The sequence below is a fragment of the Pseudomonas sp. LFS044 genome, assembly GCF_047978245.1.
Classification (GTDB): Bacteria; Pseudomonadota; Gammaproteobacteria; order Pseudomonadales; family Pseudomonadaceae; genus Aquipseudomonas.
This window is the reverse complement of record NZ_JBFPFX010000049.1, coordinates 1-20,419: the sequence shown is the minus strand read 5'-3', so window position 1 is coordinate 20,419 and position 20,419 is coordinate 1. Positions and strand designations below refer to the sequence as shown.

The window sequence follows — 20,419 nt, the reverse complement described above, 5'->3', positions numbered from 1 at the left end:
CCCACAGGCACCCCTTGGTTCTTGAACCTGTGGTGAACCTGTGGGAGCCGGCTTGCCGGCGATAGGGCCGCAACGTACAGTCAGCGCCATGGACAAATACGCCCCCCACCAGTGGCTCCCGCACGAAAAGCCCAGCCTGCCCGGCTCACCTTCAACGCCCTTGCATTCCCCGGCCAAACGCCTGGCCTTCGGCGTGGTCGGGCTGCTGGTGGCAATCACCGGCGGGCTGGGCAACGCGCTGGTCACCGCCAACCTGGTGTTCCTGCAGGGCGCCCTTGGCGCGACCACTGCGGAAATGGCCTGGTTGCCCGCTGCTTACGTGATGACCAACGTGTCGATCAACCTGCTGCTGGTCAAGTTTCGCCAACAGTTCGGCCTGCGCGCGTTCACCGAAGTGTTCCTGGTGCTGTACGCGCTGGTCACCTTCGCCCACCTGTTCGTCAATGACCTCAACTCGGCCATCGCCGTGCGGGCCGCCCACGGCATGGTTGGCGCCGCGCTGAGTTCGCTGGGGCTGTACTACATGATCCAGGCGTTCCCGGCGCAGTGGCGGCTCAAGGCCATGGTGCTGGGCCTGGGCGCCTCGCAGCTGGCGCTGCCGTTGGCGCGGATCTTTTCCGAAGACCTGCTGCAGATCGCCGAATGGCGCGGCCTGTACCTGTTCGAACTGGGCCTGGCGCTGGCCGCGCTGGGGTGCGTGCTGATGCTCAAGCTGCCCCCGGGCGACCGCTTCAAGACGTTCGAGCCGCTGGATTTTCTCACCTTCACCCTGATGGCCAGCGGCACCGCCCTGCTCTGCGCGGCGCTGTCGCTGGGGCGCATCGACTGGTGGCTGGACGCGCCGTGGATCGGTGTCGCCCTGGCGGCCTCCATCGCCCTGGTGTTCAGCGGCCTGGCCATCGAGCACAACCGCCAGAACCCGCTGCTGATGACGCGCTGGCTGGGCAGCGGCGCAATCATCCGCCTGGGCCTGTGCGTAATCCTCATTCGCATGGTCACCTCCGAGCAGTCCACCGGCGCCGTGGGTTTTCTGCAGGTGCTGAACATGGGCAGCGAGCAGATGCGCTCGCTGTACTGGATCATGCTGCTCGGCGCGGTAGCGGGCCTGGCCACCAGCGCATTGACCATCAACCCCAACCACCTGGTGATTCCGCTGTTCATCTCGCTGCTGGCGATGGCCACCGGGGCGTTCATGGACAGCAGCTCAAGCAACCTCACCCGCCCGGCGCAGATGTACCTCAGCCAGTTCCTGCTAGCCTTCGGCAGTACCTTCTTCCTCGGCCCATCGATGGCACTGGGCATCAGCCACGTACGCGCCAACCCGCGTAACCTGGTGAGTTTTTCGGTGCTGTTCGGCATCTGCAACAACCTCGGCGGGCTGATCGGCGCGGCGCTGTTGGGCACCTTCCAGACCTGGCGCGAAAAGTTTCACTCCAGCCACCTGATGGACCGCCTCAGTTTCCTCGAACCGCTGGTGAACGCCCGCGTTCAAAGCGGTGGCGCAGGTTACGCCGGTATCCTCGCCGACCCGGCCCTGCGCAGCGAGGCCGGCATGCGCGTGCTGGCCAGCGCGGCTACCCGTGAGGCCAACGTGATGGCCTACAACGATGTGTTCATGCTGATCGGCAGCATCGCCGTGCTCACCATGATCTGGATTTGCATCCGCGGTTCCTGGCTGTGGTACACCGCCCGCCAGGCCGCTTCACCCGACTCCACCAGCGGTACTGCCAGCCGATGACCGACGAAACCCGCACGACCACCACCACTGCCATTGCCGAAACCCCGGAAGGCGCGACGCCGCCCAGCGAGCCGACCAGCCCGGTGCGCACGCGGCGGGTGCGCATCCTGTCGTCGATCCTGTTCGCCTGCGTGGCCCTGGCCGGCATCCTGCTGGTGCTCTACGCCTGGCGCCTGCCGCCGTTCAGCAGCGCCATCGAGAGCACCGAGAACGCCTTGGTGCGCGGGCAGGTGACGATCATCGGGCCGCAGCTGAGCGGCTACATCGTCGATGTGCCGGTGCATGACTTCCAGTTCGTCAAGGCCGGCGACCTGCTGGTGCAGCTCGACGACCGCATCTACAAGCAGCGCCTGGCCCAGGCCATCGCCCAGCTGCAGCAACAGCAGGCGGCGCTGGCCAACAACCTGCAGCAGCGCAAAAGCGCCGAGGCCACCATTGCCCAGCGCCAGGCCGCCATTGGCGATGCCTCGGCCCAGGCCGACAAGGCCCGCGCCGACCTGCGCCGCAGCCAGGCGTTGGTCAGCGATGGTTCGGTGTCACGCAGCGAGTTCGACCTGGCCCGTGCCAGCCAGGCCGCCGCGGTCGCCACCCTGGCCCAGGCCAAGGCGGCGCTGGCCATCGCCCGCCAGGACCGTGAAACGGTGATCGTCAACCGTGCAGCGCTGGAGGCCGCGGTGGAAAACGCCAAGGCGGCCGTGGAGCTGGCCCGCATCGACCTGGACAACACCCGGGTGACGGCGCCGCGCGACGGCCAGCTGGGGCAGATCGGCACGCGCCTGGGGGCCTACGTCAACTCTGGTGCACAACTGATGGCGCTGGTGCCCGATACCCTGTGGGTGATCGCCAACATGAAGGAAACCCAGATGGCCGATGTGCGCATCGGCCAGCCAGCGACCTTTACCGTCGATGCGCTCAACCACCTGAAGTTGCGCGGCCATGTGCAGCAGATTTCACCCGCCACCGGCTCTGAGTTCGCCCTGCTGCAGGCCGACAATGCCACCGGCAACTTCGTCAAGATTGCCCAGCGCATACCGGTGCGGATCATCGTGGATGCCGACCAGCCAGAGGCCCGGCGCCTGCGCCCGGGGATGTCGGTGGTGGTGAGCATCGATACCCGTGGCCAACCCTGAAACCGCCGCGGTGCGATTATGAGAACCGCGTCGAGATGCCGTCCTGCCACGATTGCGCCGCTCTAAACCGTGGGTTCTAATTCCGACCCACCGGTTTTATCTTCGCAATCCAAGGACGCTTGATCATGTACAGGACGATCGCACCGCTGGCGCTGCTGGCCTCTCTTGCTGGCTGTTCGGACACCAAGGACGGCAGCGAAGCCAATTTCCACAAGGCCGCCCAGGCCTACCTCGACACCCAGTACCCGCATTGCTTCGTGCTCAGTGCCTTCCCCACCAAGACCCAGGACTTCGACACCAACGGCACCAACAAGGCGCTGCATGCGCTGGCGCAGGTCGGGGTGGTCAGCGAGAAGGAAATTTCCCGCACCGAAGTGCCGGAGCGCCTGTGGCAACCGGCCCGCACCGACATCTACTACGCCTACGACCTGACCGATGAAGGGCGCAAGTACTACAAGGCTGACGCGCAGAAAATGCTCAACGGCAGCACCCGTGGCGGGCTGTGCTTCGGCAAGGCGCAGGTCACCCGCATCGAGCGGTTCACCGAGCCGGGCGAGCTGAGGGGGCAGACGGTTTCCGACGTGACCTATGCCTACAAGATCACCGGTTTACCGGAATGGGCGGGCAATCAGGAGGTGAAAGCCACCATTCGTCCGCTGGGCGAGGCCGTGGCCACCAATGAGACGCCGGCCAGGGAAACGCGGGTGATGGTGCTGACCGACAAGGGTTGGGTGCATGAGCGGATGTTCGATCACTGATGGTGCCTGTACCGGCCTCTTCGCGGGGCAAGCCCGCTCCCACAGTCTGGACCCGCCAAAGAGGTTGGGCACCCTTGAGGCAGTGCAGATACACACTGATCCTGTGGGAGCGGGCTTGCCCCGCGAAGGGGCCGGTACAGTCATAACCACCAGGCCAGCACCAGCGGCAACCAGGCAAACGACAGCACCGTGGAGCACATCACCAGGTTCGCCACCTGTTCCGGCTCGCGGTTGGCGCGCACCGCCATCAGGTAGTTGAACACCGCCACCGGCATCGCCGACTGCAGCATCAGCACCGCCCGCTCCATCTGCTCCAGGCCAAGCGCCGCGCCCACCGCCCAACCTGCCGCCGCCCCCAGCACGATGCGCAAGCCGCCCAGCAGCAGGCCCTTGCCGATATGCTGCGGGCGAATGCTGGCCAGCGACACGCCGAGGGTCAGCAGCATCAGCGGGATCGACATGCCCCCTAGAAGGTCCGCCGTGTTGGCCAGCCAGCGCGGCAACTCGAAGTCGAGGAAAATGATCGGCATGGCGCCCGCCAGGCTGATGACGATGGGGTTGCGCAGCAGCGCCTTGAACGACGCCGCGGTGCCGGCGATGGCCATGCCGAGGGTGAACTGCACGATCGACAGGGTCAGGAAGAACGCCACGGCCAGGGCCAGGCCGTGCTCGCCAAAGGCGTACAAGCTGATCGGCAGGCCCATGTTGCCGGTGTTGGGGAACATGAACGCCGGCAGCAACACGCGCCAGTGCTGGCCCGAGGCACGGCACACCAGCCACCCGCCGACGGCCATCACCAGCGTGCACAACAGGCAGGCCATGGCCATGCTGGTGAAGGCTGCCGGGTCGAGTTCGGTGCGGCTGAGCGTCGACAGCACCAGCGAGGGCGTACCGACCGTCATGACCATCCTGGCCACGAAGGCGGTGGGGTAATCCAGGCCCTTGCGGGCCCAGGCGTAGCCGATGCCGGCGACGATGAAGACCGGGGCCAGGACGGCGAACAGTGAGGCGAGCATTGGGTTGGGCCTTCCTTGGAGCGTTTGGGCGACATTATGCCGCAGCCTTCAACATCCCGGGGCTGCTTTGCAGCCCTATCGCCGGCAAGCCGGCTCCCACAGGGACAGCAGTAGGCTTGGGGGTGGGAGCTGGCTTGCCAGCGATTGGGCTGCAAAGCAGCCCCACTCGATGTCGGCTGCAGGCACAAAGCTGAAGCATTCCGACCTGCGGCGTCCCGTCGCACGCTACACCCCCTTGGGCAAACCCCTCGAAGGCCGTAGAATCGCGCCTCCTTTTCGCCCGTCGCCTTGAACGGTGGCAACCGGCAGCAACGACAAAGTCCGTGCCTGACCACATGCCCATCCATGTGAAATAGGCTCAACCGACCCGCGCGGCCCGCTTTTACAGGGTCCAGCGGTTGAGTCTTGCCCAGGTCGCATCCAGCCCAGGCACATCCGTGCAGCCTCCTGGCCCATTACGGGCCTGTTTGGCGTGCGCGTTCGAAGAGGCGTTCCCAACCGCCACTCCAACTTGAGGTATGTATGTCTGCGCGTTTGCTGGCCATGGCGCTGGCGCCCCTGCTCGGGCTGTTCATCATCGCCCTGGGCAATGGTTTCATGTCTTCGCTGACCACCCTGCGCCTGGGCGCTGCCGGTGAATCGGCGACGATGATCGGTATCGTTTCGTCGAGCTACTTCCTGGGCCTGACCCTCGGCGCGGTCTTCAACGACCGCCTGATCCTGCGCATCGGCCATATCCGCGCCTACACCAGCTTCGCCGCGCTGATTGCCGCCACCATCCTGCTGCAAGGGGTGTTCTACGACACCACCTGGTGGTCGATCCTGCGCCTGATCAACGGCTGGGCCGCGGTCGGCGTGTTCCTGGTGATCGAGAGCTGGCTGCTGCTGGCGGGCGACGCGAAGATCCGCGGGCGCCTGCTGGCGCTGTACATGATCAGCTTCTATGGCGCCGGGGTGATCGCCCAGGCCTGCCTGGGCGAAATCACCCATCTGGGTGACAGCGCGCCGTTCATGCTGGCCGGCGTACTGGCCGCACTGTCGGTGCTGCCGATCGTGATCCTGCCGCGGGTGTCGCCGCTGCTGGAGCAGGTCGAGCCGCTCAAGCCACGTCAACTGCTGGGCGTTGCACCGTCGGGCCTGGTCGGTTGCTTCGGCTCGGGTGTGGCCATTGCCGGTATCTATGCCCTGCTGCCGCTTTACCTGCAGCGCATCGGCCTGGACGTGGGTGAAGTCGGCAACATGATGGCCTGGGTGATCCTCGGCGCCATGTTGCTGCAGTACCCGGTGGGGCGCTGGTCCGACCGCAAGGACCGCCAGGATGTGCTGATTGCCTTGGCCGCGCTGTGCGTGGTGCTGTCGCTGATTACCGTGTTCCTGCCGTCGCAGTCGGTGCTGCTGCCGGTGATGCTGTTCCTGCTCGGTGGCGGTGTGTTCACGCTGTACCCGGTGGCCGTCAGCCACGCTGCCGACCGCGCGCCGTCCGATGCGCTGGTGCCGATGATCCAGGGCCTGTTGCTGATCAACTCGCTGGGCTCGGCCATGGCGCCACTGGCAATTTCGCCGGCCATGACCGAATTTGGTGAAGCCGGGCTGTTCTGGGCCTTTGCCGTGGTCAACCTGGGCATGGTGTGCTTCTTCCTCTGGCGCCGCGGCAAGCGCCCGGCGGCGGAACACCCGGCGCCGTTCACCGCGTCGACCACCTTTTCGCCAACCGGTGCCGAGCTGCGCGTGACCGAAGACCTGATGCATGCGGCGCAAGAGCATCCTCTGGAACACCCGCCGCTGCAGCCAGAAACGCCTGCGGCTCGCGCGGAAGTTCAGTGAAACTGGGGCCGCTTTGCGGCCCATTCGCGGCGCAAGGCCGCTCCCACAGGGTCTGCGTACATCCTTAAAAAGGGTCAGAACGCGGTCAGTGTGGAAGCGGCCTTGTGCCGCGAATGGGCCGCAGAGCGGCCCCTGCATTCCCAACTAACTTTTCATGACCGCCCGTCGCCCAGAGGGCACCCCGCCAGCACGCTCAAGCCAAACGAATGACAGATCATCCGCTCAGGAGATTCGCCATGATCCGCATTCGTCCACTTCCGCTACTGCTCACCCTCGCCCTGGGCCTCGGCTCGGCCACCAGCTTTGCCGCCTCCGATACTTCCGACACCAACACCGACGCCTACCCGAAAACCGACCAGCAAGGCGGTAAAACCGCCGGTGAAGGCAGCAGCGTCAACAGCCCAGGCAGCGGCCAGGACAACGACAGTGCCGACACCGGCGACGATGCCGCCGACGGTGCCGCAGGTGGTTCCAACAGCACCGGTGAAGCCACAGGCTCTGGGGCTGGCCACAGCGGCGGCACCGCCGAGGACCAGGACAGCCGCTAACGGCAGGCTGAACTACACTGCGGCCATCGCCCTGCCAAGGAATCGCCATTCAGATATAGCCCATCGCGACGGCGTAAGAGACTGCCTGCACGCGGTTACTGGCGCCGATTTTGCGTTGGATGTTGCGGTGGTGGTAATTCACCGTATCGGTGCACACCCCCATGATCACGCCGATTTCCTCCGAGGTCTTGCCGTCGGCCGTCCAGCGCAGCACATCACATTCCCTACCGCTGAACTCCACATCCGTATTGAACACACGCACGTCGCTCTCCAGCTCGGAAATCTTCTCGTGGACCGCTGCGGCAAACGCCTTGGTCACCACCTTCAACGCCTCAAATTCCTGAAGACTGATGGGATTATCCTTGCGCGCCAGGCTTAACACCCCAACCCTCCCCTGGGTGTTGAACGAGGGCTGTGCCAGGCCGTGGCGTAAATTCGAGTCGTTGGCTTCGGACCACAGATCCGGGCACCCACGGAACAACTCATTGCTCCACAAAATGGGGGACGACGATACTTTGCTGTGTTTCACCGTGGGATCGATCACCGCGTAGTTAGCCGCCTGATATCGCTGCACCCAGTCCTCGGGATAATTGCCATACATATAAGTCCTGGGCCGCATGAACGGAGTCACGCTGCACATGCCGTAGGCAAAAAAATCAAACCGTAGTTCGCGCAAGGCCCTCAACGCGACAGCCGTAAACTCCTGCATATCCATGGTTCGCGCAAAGATACTATAAAAGTACGCATCCCATCCCAACTGCTGCCCTAATTCCATGAACCTCAAACCCTGGCTGTTCGCCGCCCTGCTACCGGGGGCTGCACTGGCGGCTGGTAGTGGCTCCGGTGCGTTGTCGATCAGTTCGTCTTCGTTCACCGATGGCGGGGTGATCGCCCTGCAGCAGGTCGGGCCCGACCCGGCCTGCGGTGCGGGCGAGGAGCGTACGCCGCAGTTGAGCTGGAAAAACCTGCCGCCAGGCACGCGGTCACTCGCGTTGGTGATGTTCGACCCGGACGGCGGCAAGGGTATCGGTGTGGTGCACTGGCTTGCCTACAACATCGACCCTGAGCTGGACGGGCTGGAAGAAGGCAAGTTCGCCCTGACCACGCAGGCGGTGACCGTGGGGCGTAACTCGCGGGGCACCCTCAACTACCGAGGGCCTTGCCCACCGGCCGGCGATAATCCACATCACTATGCGTTGACGTTGATTGCTACCGATATCCCCATCGGCACATTGCCGGAGGGCTTGGATCGCACAGGGTTGATGGAGCTGCTGCAAGGGCATGCGCTGGGGGCGCAGAGCCTGGTGGGTAAGTATGGACATTGATGTTGGCTTCGCCGGCCCTTTCGCGGGACAAGCCCGCTCCCACAAACCCCCTACCTGACTCGAAATTAATCCGGATTTTGTGGGAGCGGGCTTGCCCCGCGAAGAGGCCGGCACTGACTCACCGCCAATACTGCGGATCATCGACAATCCGCTCATGCCCCGCAAACAGCGCCGGCAACTGCTCCTTGAGGTAATCGATCCAGGTCCGCACCTTGGCATCCAGGTAATGCCGCGACGGATAAATCGCATACAACGCACTGTCCCGTAACCGGTACGGCGCCAACAACCGCCGCAAGCGCCCCTGCTCGATCGCCTGGCTGGCCGTGTAGAACGGCAGCAGCCCAATCCCCATCCCCAGCTCACTCGCCACCAGCATGGCATCGGCGACATTGGTCAGGAAGCTGTCGCGCGGCGCGATCACGCAATGGTCCAGGCCTTCCGGGAATACCCAGTCGCCCTCGTACATCGGGTAGGCCATGCGCAAGCAGCGATGTTCATGCAGGTCTTCAGGCCGCTCTGGCACGCCATGGGCCTCCAGGTAGCTGGGCGCGGCGCAAGGGATGCTGAAAATCTTGCCCAGCGGCACGGCGATCAGTTGCGAGTCGGGCAGGGCCTCGTCCACGGTGATCACCACGTCGTGGCCTTCGGCCAACGGGTCGGGGTTGCGCTGGGAGAGGGTCAGCTCGATCACCACCTCCGGGCACAGCGCGTTGTAGCCGGCCACCAGCGGCATCAACAGCATGCCCAGGCCATGCGGGCAATGCAGGCGCAGACGGCCGCGCGGGGTCAGGTGCGCGCCGCGGGCCTCGCCCACCGCCTCCTCAGTCAGCAGCATGATCTGCCGTGCACGCTCCAGGAACCGCTCGCCGGCCTCGCTCATGCGCAGGCGCCGTGTGGTGCGGTGCAGCAGGCGGGTCTGCAGCTGATTCTCAAGCTCGGCAACAATGCGCGATACCTGCGCGGCAGAGATATCCAGGGCGTTGGCAGCGGCGGCGAAGCTGCCGCACTCCACAACCCGGGCGAAGGTTCGCATGGCGTGCAGCATGTCCATGGGGCTGGGCTCCTTGTGCGTTCTTATTCGTACGTTCCAGGCAGGAATCTATCACGGCTTGGCCCATTTATTGTGCAGGGCCGTTGAATACATCATGGATAAAACATTGAAAAAGGAGCCTGCCATGAACATCAAACGCTCGATCGCCCTGTTCGCGCTGTCTGCAACCTTCGCTTCATTCGGTGCCCTCGCCGACCAGGCCGCCAGCCAACCGGTCGCAGGCAGCGGCGCAAACTACGAATACGGCATGCCGCTGGACGTGGCCAAGGTCATCTCGATCACCCCGGCCAGCAACATTGCCGACTGCCAGATTGGCACCGCGCACATGGTCTATGTTGACCACCAGGGCCAGACCCGCGAAGTCAATTACCGCGAAATGGGCAACTGCTCGCAGATGTGACTCACGCCAATACCTGAGTGATCCAGCCGACCTGCGTGGCAAACATACGTTGTTTTTCCTGCGGGATTGCATCCCGAGCACGCTCGAAGTTGGCCAGGGTCTGTTGCTTCTGGCGCAACATGCGCTGCCACTTGGTAAGGAATGCCGGGCTTTTCTCACGCATCAGTAACGGGCCGAAATACAGCTCTTCTTCGCTGTAAACCACCGCCCCGCCCGGCTCGGCCACGATGATCTCGTAGTCGAAGCGGTTCTCGCGCAGCAGCTCTTCACCCACGATCCGGTAACCGTTCGCCATCAGCCAGGCACGCAGCTCGCGCTCGCCGCCATTGGGCTGCAGGATCAAGCGCTCGCTGCCGTTCAGGTGCGCCTTGCCGCGTTCGAGAATTTCGCACATGGTTTCGCCGCCCATGCCGCAGATACTGACCGCCGTGATGCGGTCCTGCGCCTCGATCGCCGCCAGGCCATCGGCCAGGCGGATGGTGATGCGGTCCTGCAGGCCGTTCCTGCGCACATTGCGTTGGGCAGAAGCATAAGGCGTCTGCGCTACCTCCCCGGCCACACCGGCTTCGATCACGCCACGCAGCGCCAGGGCCACCGGCAGGTAGCCATGGTCCGAGCCGATATCGGCCAGGCGCGCGCCCTGCGGCACATGCGCCGCCACACGCTCCAGGCGCATCGACAATGTCTGTTCGTTCAACTGATATTCCTTGCTCGACAATCGGCGCGATTCTGACGGCCATGACGCACTATTACAATGCGCGCGGGCCAGACGGCGCGCTGTGGCTCGACCCTTGCGCCGCGCTCGCGTAGGCTTGCGCCTTTCCTCCCGTTGCAAGGCAAACCTCCATGGCAAACCTCGTCTTCACCCCGGATTCCGATGCCGAGTCGATCTCCTCCGACGTCGCCGAGTACAATGGCATCCTGGTCACCACCCAGATCCCCGCCGATCTCGACGGCGACATCGTGCAACAGAGCGAAAGCACCTTGCAGGCGCTGAAAGAGGCGCTGGAAAAGGCCGGCAGTGGCATGGACCGCGTCATGCACCTGACCATCTACCTGACCGACATGGCCGACCGCGCCGCGTTCAACGAGGTGTACCAGCGCTTCTTCAGCAAGCCTTGGCCAGTGCGTGCCGCAGTAGGTGTGGCGGCGTTGGCGTACCCGCAAATGCGCGTTGAAGTGACCGCGATGGCGGCCAAGGGCTGATAACGCCGTTGCCTTAAGATCTTGGGGCTGCTGGGCAGCCCCTACCAAAGCAGGACGCAGCTCCAATGCATCACCCTCTACGCCGCAAGGCAATGTTCGCCCTGGCGCCTACCTTTGGCCTGTGTACCCTCGCCTACGCCGAACCCGCCACGACTTTCAACCTGCTCGAACCGGTGGTGGTCACGGGCACCTACGCCCCCAACCCCAGCTTCGACCTGCCCTACTCCATCGACACCGTCGAGCGTAGCCAGATCGCCGATGGCCAGCTGGGCGTGAACCTGTCCGAAGCACTCAACCGTGTCCCTGGCCTGGTGGTGCAAAACCGCCAGAACTACGCCCAGGACCTGCAGATTTCCTCGCGCGGCTATGGCGCCCGCTCGGCCTTCGGCATCCGTGGCATCAAGCTGCTCAGCGATGGCATCCCCGCCAGCACCCCGGACGGCCAGGGCCAGGCGGCATCGCTCAACCTGGACGTGGCCGAGCGCATCGAAGTGCTGCGCGGGCCGGCTTCGGCGATCTACGGCAGCAATGCCGGCGGCGTGATCCAGATGTTTTCCCGCGATGGCTCCGGCCCGCCCAAGGTCGGCGCCGAAACCACGTTCGGCAGCGATGGCTTCAACAAGAACCACGTCTACAGCGAAGGCGGCAGTGAACAGGCCGGCTTTCTGGTCGATGCCTCGCGCATGGACACCGACGGCTACCGCGACCACAGCGCCGCACGCCGCGACCAGACCTTTGCCAAGGTGCACGTCAAGCCCGATGAAGACAGCCGCCTGGCGCTGATTTTCAGCACCCTTGAACAGAACGGCACCGAAGACCCGCTCGGCCAGACCTGGGACGCCTACAAGCACGACCCGCGCTCGGTGGCGGCCCGCGCCGAGGAATACAACACGCGCAAGAGCATCCACCACCAGCAGGTGGGCATGAACTATGAGCGGTACTTTGGCGAGGCAACCCTGCAGTTCAACCTGTATGCCGGCAAGCGCAGCGTGATCCAGTACCTGTCGATCCCCAAGGGCACACCAGCGAACACCCGGGGCGGCGGCGTGGTCGATTTCGACCGCGAGTTCCACGGCGGCACCCTGCGCTGGGTCCAGCCGATCAGCGCCGCCCCCGGCAACCTGACGCTGACCGTCGGCGCCGACTACGACCGTAGCCGCGATGACCGCCGCGGCTTCCAGAACTTCAGCGGCGACACGCTGGGGGTGAAAGGCGAGCTGCGCCGCGACGAAAAAGACACCGCCACCAGCCTGGACCCTTATGTGCAGGCGCATTGGGAGCTGGACCGCTGGACCATCGACGCCGGCCTGCGCCATAGCAGCATGGAAATGGAAGTGGACGATCGCTTCCTCTCCAACGGCGATGCCAGCGGCTCGAAGAAGTACCAGCGCACCACGCCGACCTTGTCGGTGATGTACGCCTTCACCCCTTCCCTGCACGGCTACATCAGTGCTGGCAAGGCCTTCGAGACCCCAACCCAGGCCGAAATGGCCTATGCGCCGGGCGCGCTGGAAGGCTTCAACTTCGGCCTGGAACCGGCCACCAGCACCCAGTACGAGCTGGGCCTGAAGGCCCGCCCAGACGAGCGTACCCGGATCAATGCAGCGATCTTCGAGATCCGCACCAAGGACGAAATTGTCGTGGCGGCGTCGGAAGGCGGCCGTACCAGCTACCGCAACGCCGGCAAGACTTTGCGCCGCGGCTTCGAACTGAGCGTGCAGCGTGAGTTGAACGATCAGTGGCAGGCCAACCTGGCCTATACCCTGCTCGATGCCACCTACGACGAAGCCTTCAGCCAGGGCACCAGCACCATCGACAAGGGCAACCAGCTGCCGGGCGTGCCGCGCAGCAGCCTGTTCGGCGAGCTGGTGTGGAAGCCGCGCGACGGCATCAGCATGGGGCTCGAGGGGCAGTACCGCAGCAAGGTGTATGTCGAGGACACCAATGACCAACATGCCGCGCCGAGTTATGCGGTGTTCAACTGGCGGACGCGTTTCGAGCAGCATGTCGGGCCGTGGACGTTCCATCAGCTGGTGCGGTTGGACAACCTGCTCGACCGGCAGTATGTGGGCTCGGTGATCGTCGGTGATGGCAATGGCCGTTACTACGAAGCGGCGCCGGGGCGCTCGTGGTATGCGGGGGCCGGGATGGAGTATCAGTTCTGATCCACCTCTATTGGCTGGGCTGGCCTCTTCGCGGGGCAAGCCCGCTCCCACAGGTACACCATAACCCTCGAGTACAGGGATAACCTGTGGGAGCGGGCTTGCCCCGCGATGGGGCCGGCCCAGTCACCCCACCTCTGGGCACCAAAGCATGCCACCCACTCATTTCCCCGGTACAATGCCGCCCTACCGTGACAGCCCGAACCTATAACGACATGTCCCTTCCAAAAAATCATCTGGAACTGCTCAGCCCTGCCCGTGACGTGGCCATCGCCCGTGAAGCGATCCTGCACGGCGCTGATGCCATCTACATCGGTGGCCCGAGCTTCGGCGCGCGCCACAACGCCTGCAACGAAGTCGGCGAAATCGCCGAGCTGGTGGAGTTCGCCCGCCGTTACCACGCGCGCGTGTTCACCACCATCAACACCATCCTCCACGACAACGAACTGGAGCCAGCGCGCAAGCTGATCCACCAGCTCTACGACGCGGGCGTCGACGCGTTGATCGTGCAGGACCTGGGGGTGATGGAGCTGGATATCCCGCCGATCGAGCTGCACGCCAGCACCCAGACCGACATCCGTACCCTGGCGCGGGCGAAATTCCTCGACCAGGCCGGCTTCTCGCAACTGGTCCTGGCCCGTGAGCTGAACCTGCAGCAGATCCGCGCCATCGCCGCTGAAACCGATGCAGCCATCGAGTTCTTCATTCATGGTGCGCTGTGCGTGGCCTTCTCCGGCCAGTGCAACATCTCCCACGCACAGACCGGCCGCAGCGCCAACCGCGGCGACTGCTCGCAGGCTTGCCGCCTGCCGTACACGCTCAAGGATGACCAGGGCCGTGTGGTGGCATTCGAGAAGCACCTGTTGTCGATGAAGGACAACAACCAGACCGCCAACCTGCGCGACCTGGTCGATGCCGGTGTGCGCTCGTTCAAGATCGAGGGCCGCTACAAGGACATGGGGTATGTGAAGAACATCACCGCCCATTACCGCAAAGAGCTCGATGCCATCCTGGAAGACCGCCCGGCCCTCGCCCGCGCTTCCAGCGGCCGCACCGAGCACTTCTTCCTGCCCGACCCGGACAAGACCTTCCACCGCGGCAGCACCGACTACTTCGTCACCGACCGCAAGGTCGACATCGGCGCCTTCGACTCGCCGACCTTCACCGGCCTGCCGGTAGGTGTGGTGGAAAAGGTCGGCAAGCGCGACATGCAGGTGGTCACTGAAGTGCCACTGACCAACGGTGACGGCCTGAACGTGCTGGTCAAGCGCGAGGTGGTGGGCTTCCGTGCCAACATCGCCGAACCGCGTGGCGAGTTCGAGGAAGACGGCCAGAAGCGCTACCGCTACCGGGTCGAGCCCAACGAAATGCCAGAGGGCCTGCACAAGCTGCGCCCGAACCATCCGCTGTCGCGCAACCTGGACCACAACTGGCAGCAGGCCCTGCAGCGCACGTCGGCAGAACGCCGCATCGGCGTGGATTGGCATGCTGTGCTCACCGAGCAGCGCCTGATGCTCAGCGTCAGCAGTGAAGAAGGCGTCAGCGTTCAGGTGGCCCTGGACGGCCCGTTCGGTGCCGCGAACAAACCGCAGCAGGCGCTGGACCAGTTGCACGACCTGCTGGGCCAGCTGGGCACCACGATGTACCACGCCAACAGCATCGAGCTGGACGCGCCCCAGGCGTACTTCATCCCCAACTCGCAGCTCAAGGCCCTGCGCCGCGAGGCCATCGAGGCGCTGACCGAGGCACGCATCAAGGCCCACCCACGTGGCGGGCGCAAGGCCGAGACCACGCCGCCGCCGGTGTACCCCGAGTCGCACTTGTCGTTCCTGGCCAACGTTTACAACCAGAAGGCCCGCGACTTCTACCACCGCCACGGTGTGCAACTGATCGACGCGGCGTACGAAGCGCACGAAGAGCACGGCGAAGTGCCGGTGATGATCACCAAGCACTGCCTGCGTTTCTCGTTCAACCTGTGCCCGAAACAGGCCAAGGGCGTGACCGGCGTGCGCACCAAGGTGGCGCCGATGCAGCTGATTCAGGGCGATGAAGTGCTGACCTTGAAGTTCGACTGCAAGCCGTGCGAGATGCATGTGATCGGCAAGATGAAAGGCCACATCATCGACCTGCCGACCCCAGGCAGCGCGGTGGCCCAGGTGGTCGGGCACATCAGCCCGGAAGACCTGCTGAAGACCATCCCGCGCGCACCGCATTGAGGGTTCGTCTGTAAGGGCCAATCGCCGGCAAGCCGGCGATTGGGCTGCAAAGCGGCCCCTTGCAGCCTCAGAGAATCCCCAAGCCCCGCGCAGTGCGGTCCACGGCAATGCGGGTCTTCTCCACCAGCTCATCCAGCTCGGCATGCGTGGCCACCAGGGCCGGCGCCATGATCATGCGCCCCAGCGTCGAGCGAATGATCACGCCTTCCTCGAAGCCATAGGTGCGGCACTGCCAGGCCAGGTCATTCTCGTTGGCGTAACGCTTGCGGCTGCCCTTGTCTTCGGCAAACTGCAACGCCGCCACCAGCCCGGCGCCCTGCACCTGGCCGATCAACGGGTGGTTGGCAAACGTCTCGCGCAGAATGCGCTGCAGGTATGGCCCGGTATCGTCCTTGACCTGGCGCACGATGCCCTCGTCGCGCAGGGCCTTGAGGTTGGCGATGGCCACGGCAGCCGCCACCGGGTGGCCGGAATAGGTCAGGCCGTGGGCGAATACCCCGCCGCGCTCAACCAACGCTTCAGCAATGCGCTTGCTCAACACCAGGCCGCCCATGGGCACGTAACCCGACGTCAGGCCCTTGGCAATGGACAGGGTGTCGGGCTCGAAGCCGAAGTATTCGTGGGCGAACCATTCGCCGGTACGGCCAAAGCCACCGATCACTTCGTCGGCGCACAGCAGCACGTCGTACTGGCGGCAGATGCGCTGGACTTCCGGCCAGTAGCTTTCCGGCGGGAAGATCATCCCGCCCGCGCCCTGGAACGGCTCGGCGACAAAGCCTGCAACGTTCTCGGCGCCCAGTTCGAGGATCTTCTCCTCCAGCTGCAACGCGCAGCGGCGGCCGAACTCGGCCGGCGTCAGCTCGCCGCCTTCGGCGTACCAGTATGGCTCGTCGATGTGCGCCACGTCCGGGATCAGCCCGCCCATCTCGTGCATGAACTTCATGCCACCCAGCGCCGTGGCCGCCAGTGTCGAGCCGTGGTAACCGTTCCAGCGGCCGATCATGATCTTCTTGTTCGGCTGCCCGACCACCTGCCAGTAGCGGCGCACGGTACGGATCAGCACCTCGTTGGCCTCGGAGCCAGAGTTGGTGTAGATCGCGTGGCTGTAGTGCCCGGGCAGCAGGCTGAACAGCAGCTCGGACAACTCGATCACCGCCGGGTGGGTGGTGTGGAAGAACATGTTGTAGTAGGCCAGCTGGTCCATCTGCGCGGCAGCGGCAGCGGTCAGGTCCTTGCGGCCGTACCCCAGCTGCGTGCACCACAAGCCGGACATACCGTCCAGGTAGCGCCGGCCGTCGTTGTCCCACAGGTACAGGCCTTCACCCCGGGTGATCACCCGCGGGCCTTCGGCGTTCAGGGCCTTCTGGTCGAGGAAGGCATGGATGTGGTGGGCCGCGTCGCTGGCCTGGTAGTCGCGGGTGTCGCGTTGCGGCTGGAAAGGTGCGTTCATTGTTGTTCTCCGTGAGTGAGGGTCAGCGCAGCTGGAACCAGGTGGTCTTGAGCTGGGTGTACTTGTCGAAGGCGTGCAGCGACAGGTCGCGGCCAAAGCCCGACTGGCGGCCGCCACCAAACGGCACCGCCACATCCAGGGCATCGACCGTGTTGACCGAGACGGTGCCAGCCTTCAGGCGCCGGGCAACGCGGTGAGCACGGTTGAGGTCGTCGCTCCACAGCGAGGCGGCCAGGCCGTAGACGCTGTCGTTGGCCAGGCGCACGGCCTGCTCTTCGTCGTCAAAAGCGGTAATCGCCAGCACCGGGCCGAACACTTCTTCACGGGCCAGGGCCGAGCCCGGGCGCACGTCGGCAAACACGGTGGGTGCGATGAAGTTGTTCGAGCCGTTGAAGCTCAGGCGCTGGCCGCCGCACAGCAGGCGGGCACCGTCGCCCTGGGCCTGCTCGATGGCGGCCATGATGCGCGCGCTCTGTGCGCCGTCGACGATGGCACCGGCGCGGCTGGCCGGGTCCAGCGGGTCGCCGGGCTGCCAGTGGCGCGCCTTGGCCAGCAGGCGCTCGACGAAGTCGTCGTGGATCGAGCGCTGCACATACAGCCGTGAGTTGGCCGAACACACTTCGCCCTGGTTGAAGAAGATGCCAAAAGCTGCCTTCTCGGCGGCCAGGTCAAGGTCCTGGCAATCGTCGAACACCAGGTTCGGGCTCTTGCCGCCGCACTCCAGCCACACCTGCTTGAGGTTGGATTGCGCCGAGTACTGCATGAAATACTTGCCCACCTGGGTGGAGCCGGTGAACACCAGGCAGTCGACATCCGCGTGCAGGCCCAAGGCGCGGCCGGCGCTTTCACCCAGGCCCGGCACGACGTTGAGCACGCCTTCCGGCACACCCGCCTCAAGCGCAAGTTGCGCCAGGCGCAGGGCCGAGAACGGCGATTGTTCGGCAGGTTTGAGCACCACGCTGTTGCCGGCGGCCAGGGCGGGGGCGACCTTCCAGGCGGCCATGTCCAGCGGGAAGTTCCACGGCACCACTGCACCCACCACGCCCAGCGCTTCGCGGGTGACCGTGGCCAGGGCATTGTCGGCGGTGGGCGCGACCTGGTCATAAACCTTGTCCAGCGCCTCGCCGTACCAGGCGAACACGTTGGCAGCGCCGGGCACATCGATGTTGTAGGCGTCCATCACCGGCTTGCCCATGTTCAGCGAGTCGAGCAGCGCCAGCTCTTCGCGGTGGGCCAGAATCAGTTCGGCCAGGCGCAGCAGCACGCGCTTGCGTGCAGCCGGTGCCATGCGCGCCCATGGGCCTTGCTCGAAGGCGCGGCGCGCGGAGCGTACAGCCTGGTCGACTTCGGCATCGCCGCAGGCGGCGACCTGGGCCAGCCGTTGCTGGGTGGCCGGGTTGATGGCATCGAAGGTCAGCCCGGACTGCGCCGCCAGCGGGCGGCCGTCGACCAACGCCGTGGTGATGAAAGTTTGCCGTGCAGCGCGCTGCTGCCAATCGCTTTTCGTATGCACGCAGGTCTCCCTAGCGGCCGCACGCGCGGCCGGATTGTTGTTCGAATGAGGTGTCGCGCGGGGGTCAGCGCCTTCGCAGGTAGCTTTCCAGCGGGTCCTTGCTCAAGCCCTCCTGGGCCTGGGCCAGGGAATCGATAAACAGCGAGAACAGTTCGGACTGCTTGGCGATGTCGAGCTTGGTGTAGAGGTTCTTGCGGTGGGTCTTGACCGTGTCTTCGCTGATGCCCAGGCGCTCGGCCAGCGAGCGCGTCGAGTGGCCGCGCAGCAGGTACTGGGCGATGCGGCATTCGCGCTCGGTGAGCAAGGAGGAGCCGAAGTTGTTCAGCGCGGCGTTGATCTGCCGGCCCAGGGCACTCTCGAAGCGCCCGCCGAGTGCGTCGATGTCCAGGTGGCCCCATTGCCGGCGTACCACCGCCGCTACCCAGGGCGCCACGCACTTGAGGTCGTTGACCTGCTGGCGGGCCAGGCGCTGGGTACTGGCCAACGACACGGCGATGGTCAGGTCATCGTCCAGCGGCACGATGAAGTTCGGTTCGTCTTTCATGTGCGCGTGCTGGTAGAAGGCCAGGTAATACTCGCTGCGCTTGAAGTGGTCGGGCGCCACGTCGCTCAGGCGGTAACAGCCGGCAGCCACGCCGTCCATGCAGGCCCGGTAGAACGGGCACAGCAGGTAATAGCCTTCAAGGTAGCGCTGCACGTTGCCTTCCGGCAGCCACGGCCCCTCCTCGTCCTTGACGAACAGCGCCGAGGGCAGGCCCTTGCGCGGGTAGAGGAACACGGTGATGGCCTGGCACGGGGCAAGCAGCCTGAGCGCAGCGAACAGCGCGTCGACGAAGCCCGGCGTGCCCTGGGCGTCGATGACACGGGCCATCTGCGCGTACCAGTCGGGCGATTTCAGCCGGTCTTTGCTCATTGTCGTGGTCCCATGCCAGGGTGGTCATGGCTGGGATTCTTGCATGGGTTGCCGGGGCCGGCCATCACCCTTCGGGGTGAGGTTGTGGCATGCTCTGCAGCTCTTTCAATTCAGGGCCTGAACATGCTGATCGACGAAGAACTGACCCTGAAAAAGCTCGAGACTTTTCTCGCCTTCATGCGCAGCGGCAACCTCGGCCGCGCCGCCGCCGAATTGTCTACCAGCGCGGTGAGCGTGCACCGGGCCATCCATTCACTGGAAAGCGCCCTGCGCTGCCCGCTGTTCAAGCACGAGGGCCGCCAGCTGATCCCGCTGGAAAGCGCCTATGTGCTGGAAAAGAAAGCCCGCCAGCTGGTCCAGGACGCCGAACAGATGGTGCGCCAGACGCGCGAGGCGGCCGGTTTTTACGCCGAGCGTTTCCGCCTGGGGGCGTTGTATTCGCTGACCGTCAAGACCGTGCCGAAGCTGGTGATGGGCCTGAAGCTGCGGCGCAGCGAGCTCAACATCGACCTGACCCTGGGCTCGAACGTCGACTTGCTGCAGCGCCTGAAGAACCATGAACTGGAAGCGATGCTGGTATCGCTGGACGAAAGCGTGGCCGACCCTGCCTGCGAGCAGTTGCCGTTGTTCTCCGATGACATCTTCCTGGCCGTGCCCACCGACTCACCGTTCGCCGAGCAGCAGGAAGTCGACCTGGCCGACCTGGCTGACTCCACCTTCATTACCCTGACCCAAGGCTTTGCCACCCACCGCGATGGCGCGCGGGTGTTCCAGCAGGCGGGGTTCGAGCCGAAAGTGGCGATGCAGGTGAATGACATCTTCACCCTATTGAGCATGGTCAGTTCGGGGGTTGGCTTTGCCTTGCTGCCCGGGCGGATTGCGGCGGTGTACGAGAACCGCGTGAAGCTGATTGCGCTGCAGGCGAGGTATCGGTTGCAGCAGCATATCGGGGTGGTGTTCCTCAAGGCCCGGGAGCGGGAGCCGAACCTGTTGGCGCTGTTGGCTGAGTGTCGGATGTACAGCCGCGAGAATTGAGCTGCGCCCTTCGCGGGACAAGCTGAACTGGCTTAATGATCCCGGACACCTCTTAAGGGCGATATGATTCGCCCAATCAGGAGGTTCCATGCAAGAACGAAAGACCTATACCCGCGAGTTCAAGCAACGTGCTG

At 64.7% G+C, this 20,419-nt stretch carries 18 protein-coding genes; 11 read left to right on the top strand and 7 right to left on the bottom strand.

Annotated elements, in window-relative coordinates; genetic code table 11:
* Positions 1-88 precede the first annotated feature (88 nt).
* The 3 genes from ACNQPL_RS26045 to ACNQPL_RS26035 all read left to right on the top strand — a co-directional run bounded on the left by ACNQPL_RS26045 (position 89) and on the right by ACNQPL_RS26035 (position 3,626).
* On the top strand, positions 89-1,738 hold the full coding sequence (locus ACNQPL_RS26045; protein ID WP_416468322.1) for an MFS transporter: 1,650 nt from the start codon (positions 89-91) through the stop codon (positions 1,736-1,738).
* The gene (locus tag ACNQPL_RS26040) at positions 1,735-2,868 is read left to right on the top strand and encodes an HlyD family secretion protein (protein ID WP_416468321.1); all 1,134 of its coding nucleotides are present in this window, start codon (positions 1,735-1,737) and stop codon (positions 2,866-2,868) included. The genes ACNQPL_RS26045 and ACNQPL_RS26040 overlap by 4 nt, the downstream gene beginning before the upstream one ends.
* 125 nt (positions 2,869-2,993) lie before the next feature.
* On the top strand, positions 2,994-3,626 hold the full coding sequence (locus ACNQPL_RS26035; protein ID WP_416468320.1) for a hypothetical protein: 633 nt from the start codon (positions 2,994-2,996) through the stop codon (positions 3,624-3,626).
* Positions 3,627-3,766: 140 nt separating this feature from the next.
* Here ACNQPL_RS26035 and ACNQPL_RS26030 read toward each other — a convergent pair whose 3' ends face one another.
* Positions 3,767-4,642, bottom strand: a complete 876-nt coding sequence (locus ACNQPL_RS26030; protein WP_346615512.1) for an AEC family transporter — start codon at positions 4,640-4,642, stop codon at positions 3,767-3,769.
* Positions 4,643-5,164: 522 nt separating this feature from the next.
* Between ACNQPL_RS26030 and ACNQPL_RS26025 the strand changes: the two genes are divergently transcribed.
* Complete coding sequence (locus tag ACNQPL_RS26025; RefSeq protein ID WP_416468319.1) at positions 5,165-6,466, top strand: MFS transporter; 1,302 nt, start codon at positions 5,165-5,167, stop codon at positions 6,464-6,466.
* Positions 6,467-6,702: 236 nt separating this feature from the next.
* On the top strand, positions 6,703-7,014 hold the full coding sequence (locus ACNQPL_RS26020; RefSeq protein ID WP_346615510.1) for a hypothetical protein: 312 nt from the start codon (positions 6,703-6,705) through the stop codon (positions 7,012-7,014).
* A 49-nt stretch (positions 7,015-7,063) separates the two neighbouring features.
* On the opposite strand, the gene ACNQPL_RS26015 is transcribed toward ACNQPL_RS26020, so the two are convergent.
* The gene (locus ACNQPL_RS26015; protein ID WP_009045585.1) at positions 7,064-7,789 is read right to left on the bottom strand and encodes an autoinducer binding domain-containing protein; all 726 of its coding nucleotides are present in this window, start codon (positions 7,787-7,789) and stop codon (positions 7,064-7,066) included.
* On the opposite strand from ACNQPL_RS26015, the gene ACNQPL_RS26010 reads away from it, so the two are divergent.
* Complete coding sequence (locus ACNQPL_RS26010; protein WP_346615509.1) at positions 7,788-8,339, top strand: YbhB/YbcL family Raf kinase inhibitor-like protein; 552 nt, start codon at positions 7,788-7,790, stop codon at positions 8,337-8,339. The two genes, ACNQPL_RS26015 and ACNQPL_RS26010, sit on opposite strands and share 2 nt — an antisense overlap.
* A gap of 118 nt (positions 8,340-8,457) precedes the next feature.
* Here ACNQPL_RS26010 and ACNQPL_RS26005 read toward each other — a convergent pair whose 3' ends face one another.
* Complete coding sequence (locus ACNQPL_RS26005; RefSeq protein ID WP_346615508.1) at positions 8,458-9,390, bottom strand: LysR family transcriptional regulator; 933 nt, start codon at positions 9,388-9,390, stop codon at positions 8,458-8,460.
* 130 nt (positions 9,391-9,520) lie between these two features.
* On the opposite strand from ACNQPL_RS26005, the gene ACNQPL_RS26000 reads away from it, so the two are divergent.
* Positions 9,521-9,790, top strand: coding sequence for a DUF2790 domain-containing protein (locus ACNQPL_RS26000; RefSeq protein ID WP_416468323.1), 270 nt, complete (start codon positions 9,521-9,523; stop codon positions 9,788-9,790).
* Between the two features lies 1 nt (position 9,791).
* Here the strand turns inward: ACNQPL_RS26000 and ACNQPL_RS25995 are convergent, their stop codons facing one another.
* Entirely contained in the window at positions 9,792-10,487 is a 696-nt protein-coding gene (locus ACNQPL_RS25995; protein WP_416468318.1) for a tRNA (adenine(22)-N(1))-methyltransferase, read from the bottom strand.
* Between the two features lie 149 nt (positions 10,488-10,636).
* Between ACNQPL_RS25995 and ACNQPL_RS25990 the strand changes: the two genes are divergently transcribed.
* From ACNQPL_RS25990 to ACNQPL_RS25980, 3 genes are all read left to right on the top strand, one after another.
* On the top strand, positions 10,637-10,996 hold the full coding sequence (locus ACNQPL_RS25990; protein WP_346615506.1) for a RidA family protein: 360 nt from the start codon (positions 10,637-10,639) through the stop codon (positions 10,994-10,996).
* A 65-nt stretch (positions 10,997-11,061) separates the two neighbouring features.
* Entirely contained in the window at positions 11,062-13,161 is a 2,100-nt protein-coding gene (locus tag ACNQPL_RS25985) for a TonB-dependent receptor family protein (RefSeq protein WP_416468317.1), read from the top strand.
* A gap of 212 nt (positions 13,162-13,373) precedes the next feature.
* Entirely contained in the window at positions 13,374-15,374 is a 2,001-nt protein-coding gene (locus ACNQPL_RS25980) for a peptidase U32 family protein (protein WP_416468316.1), read from the top strand.
* A 67-nt stretch (positions 15,375-15,441) separates the two neighbouring features.
* Here ACNQPL_RS25980 and ACNQPL_RS25975 read toward each other — a convergent pair whose 3' ends face one another.
* From ACNQPL_RS25975 to ACNQPL_RS25965, 3 genes are all read right to left on the bottom strand, one after another.
* Positions 15,442-16,824 carry an aspartate aminotransferase family protein gene (locus ACNQPL_RS25975; RefSeq protein ID WP_416468315.1) on the bottom strand — a complete coding sequence of 461 codons (1,383 nt, stop codon included), beginning with the start codon at positions 16,822-16,824 and terminating at the stop codon, positions 15,442-15,444.
* A 22-nt stretch (positions 16,825-16,846) separates the two neighbouring features.
* Positions 16,847-18,337, bottom strand: a complete 1,491-nt coding sequence (locus ACNQPL_RS25970; RefSeq protein ID WP_416468314.1) for an aldehyde dehydrogenase — start codon at positions 18,335-18,337, stop codon at positions 16,847-16,849.
* Between the two features lie 64 nt (positions 18,338-18,401).
* Entirely contained in the window at positions 18,402-19,250 is an 849-nt protein-coding gene (locus ACNQPL_RS25965; protein WP_416468313.1) for a helix-turn-helix transcriptional regulator, read from the bottom strand.
* Between the two features lie 123 nt (positions 19,251-19,373).
* On the opposite strand from ACNQPL_RS25965, the gene ACNQPL_RS25960 reads away from it, so the two are divergent.
* Positions 19,374-20,285 carry a LysR substrate-binding domain-containing protein gene (locus tag ACNQPL_RS25960; protein WP_416468312.1) on the top strand — a complete coding sequence of 304 codons (912 nt, stop codon included), beginning with the start codon at positions 19,374-19,376 and terminating at the stop codon, positions 20,283-20,285.
* Positions 20,286-20,419: the final 134 nt, after the last annotated feature.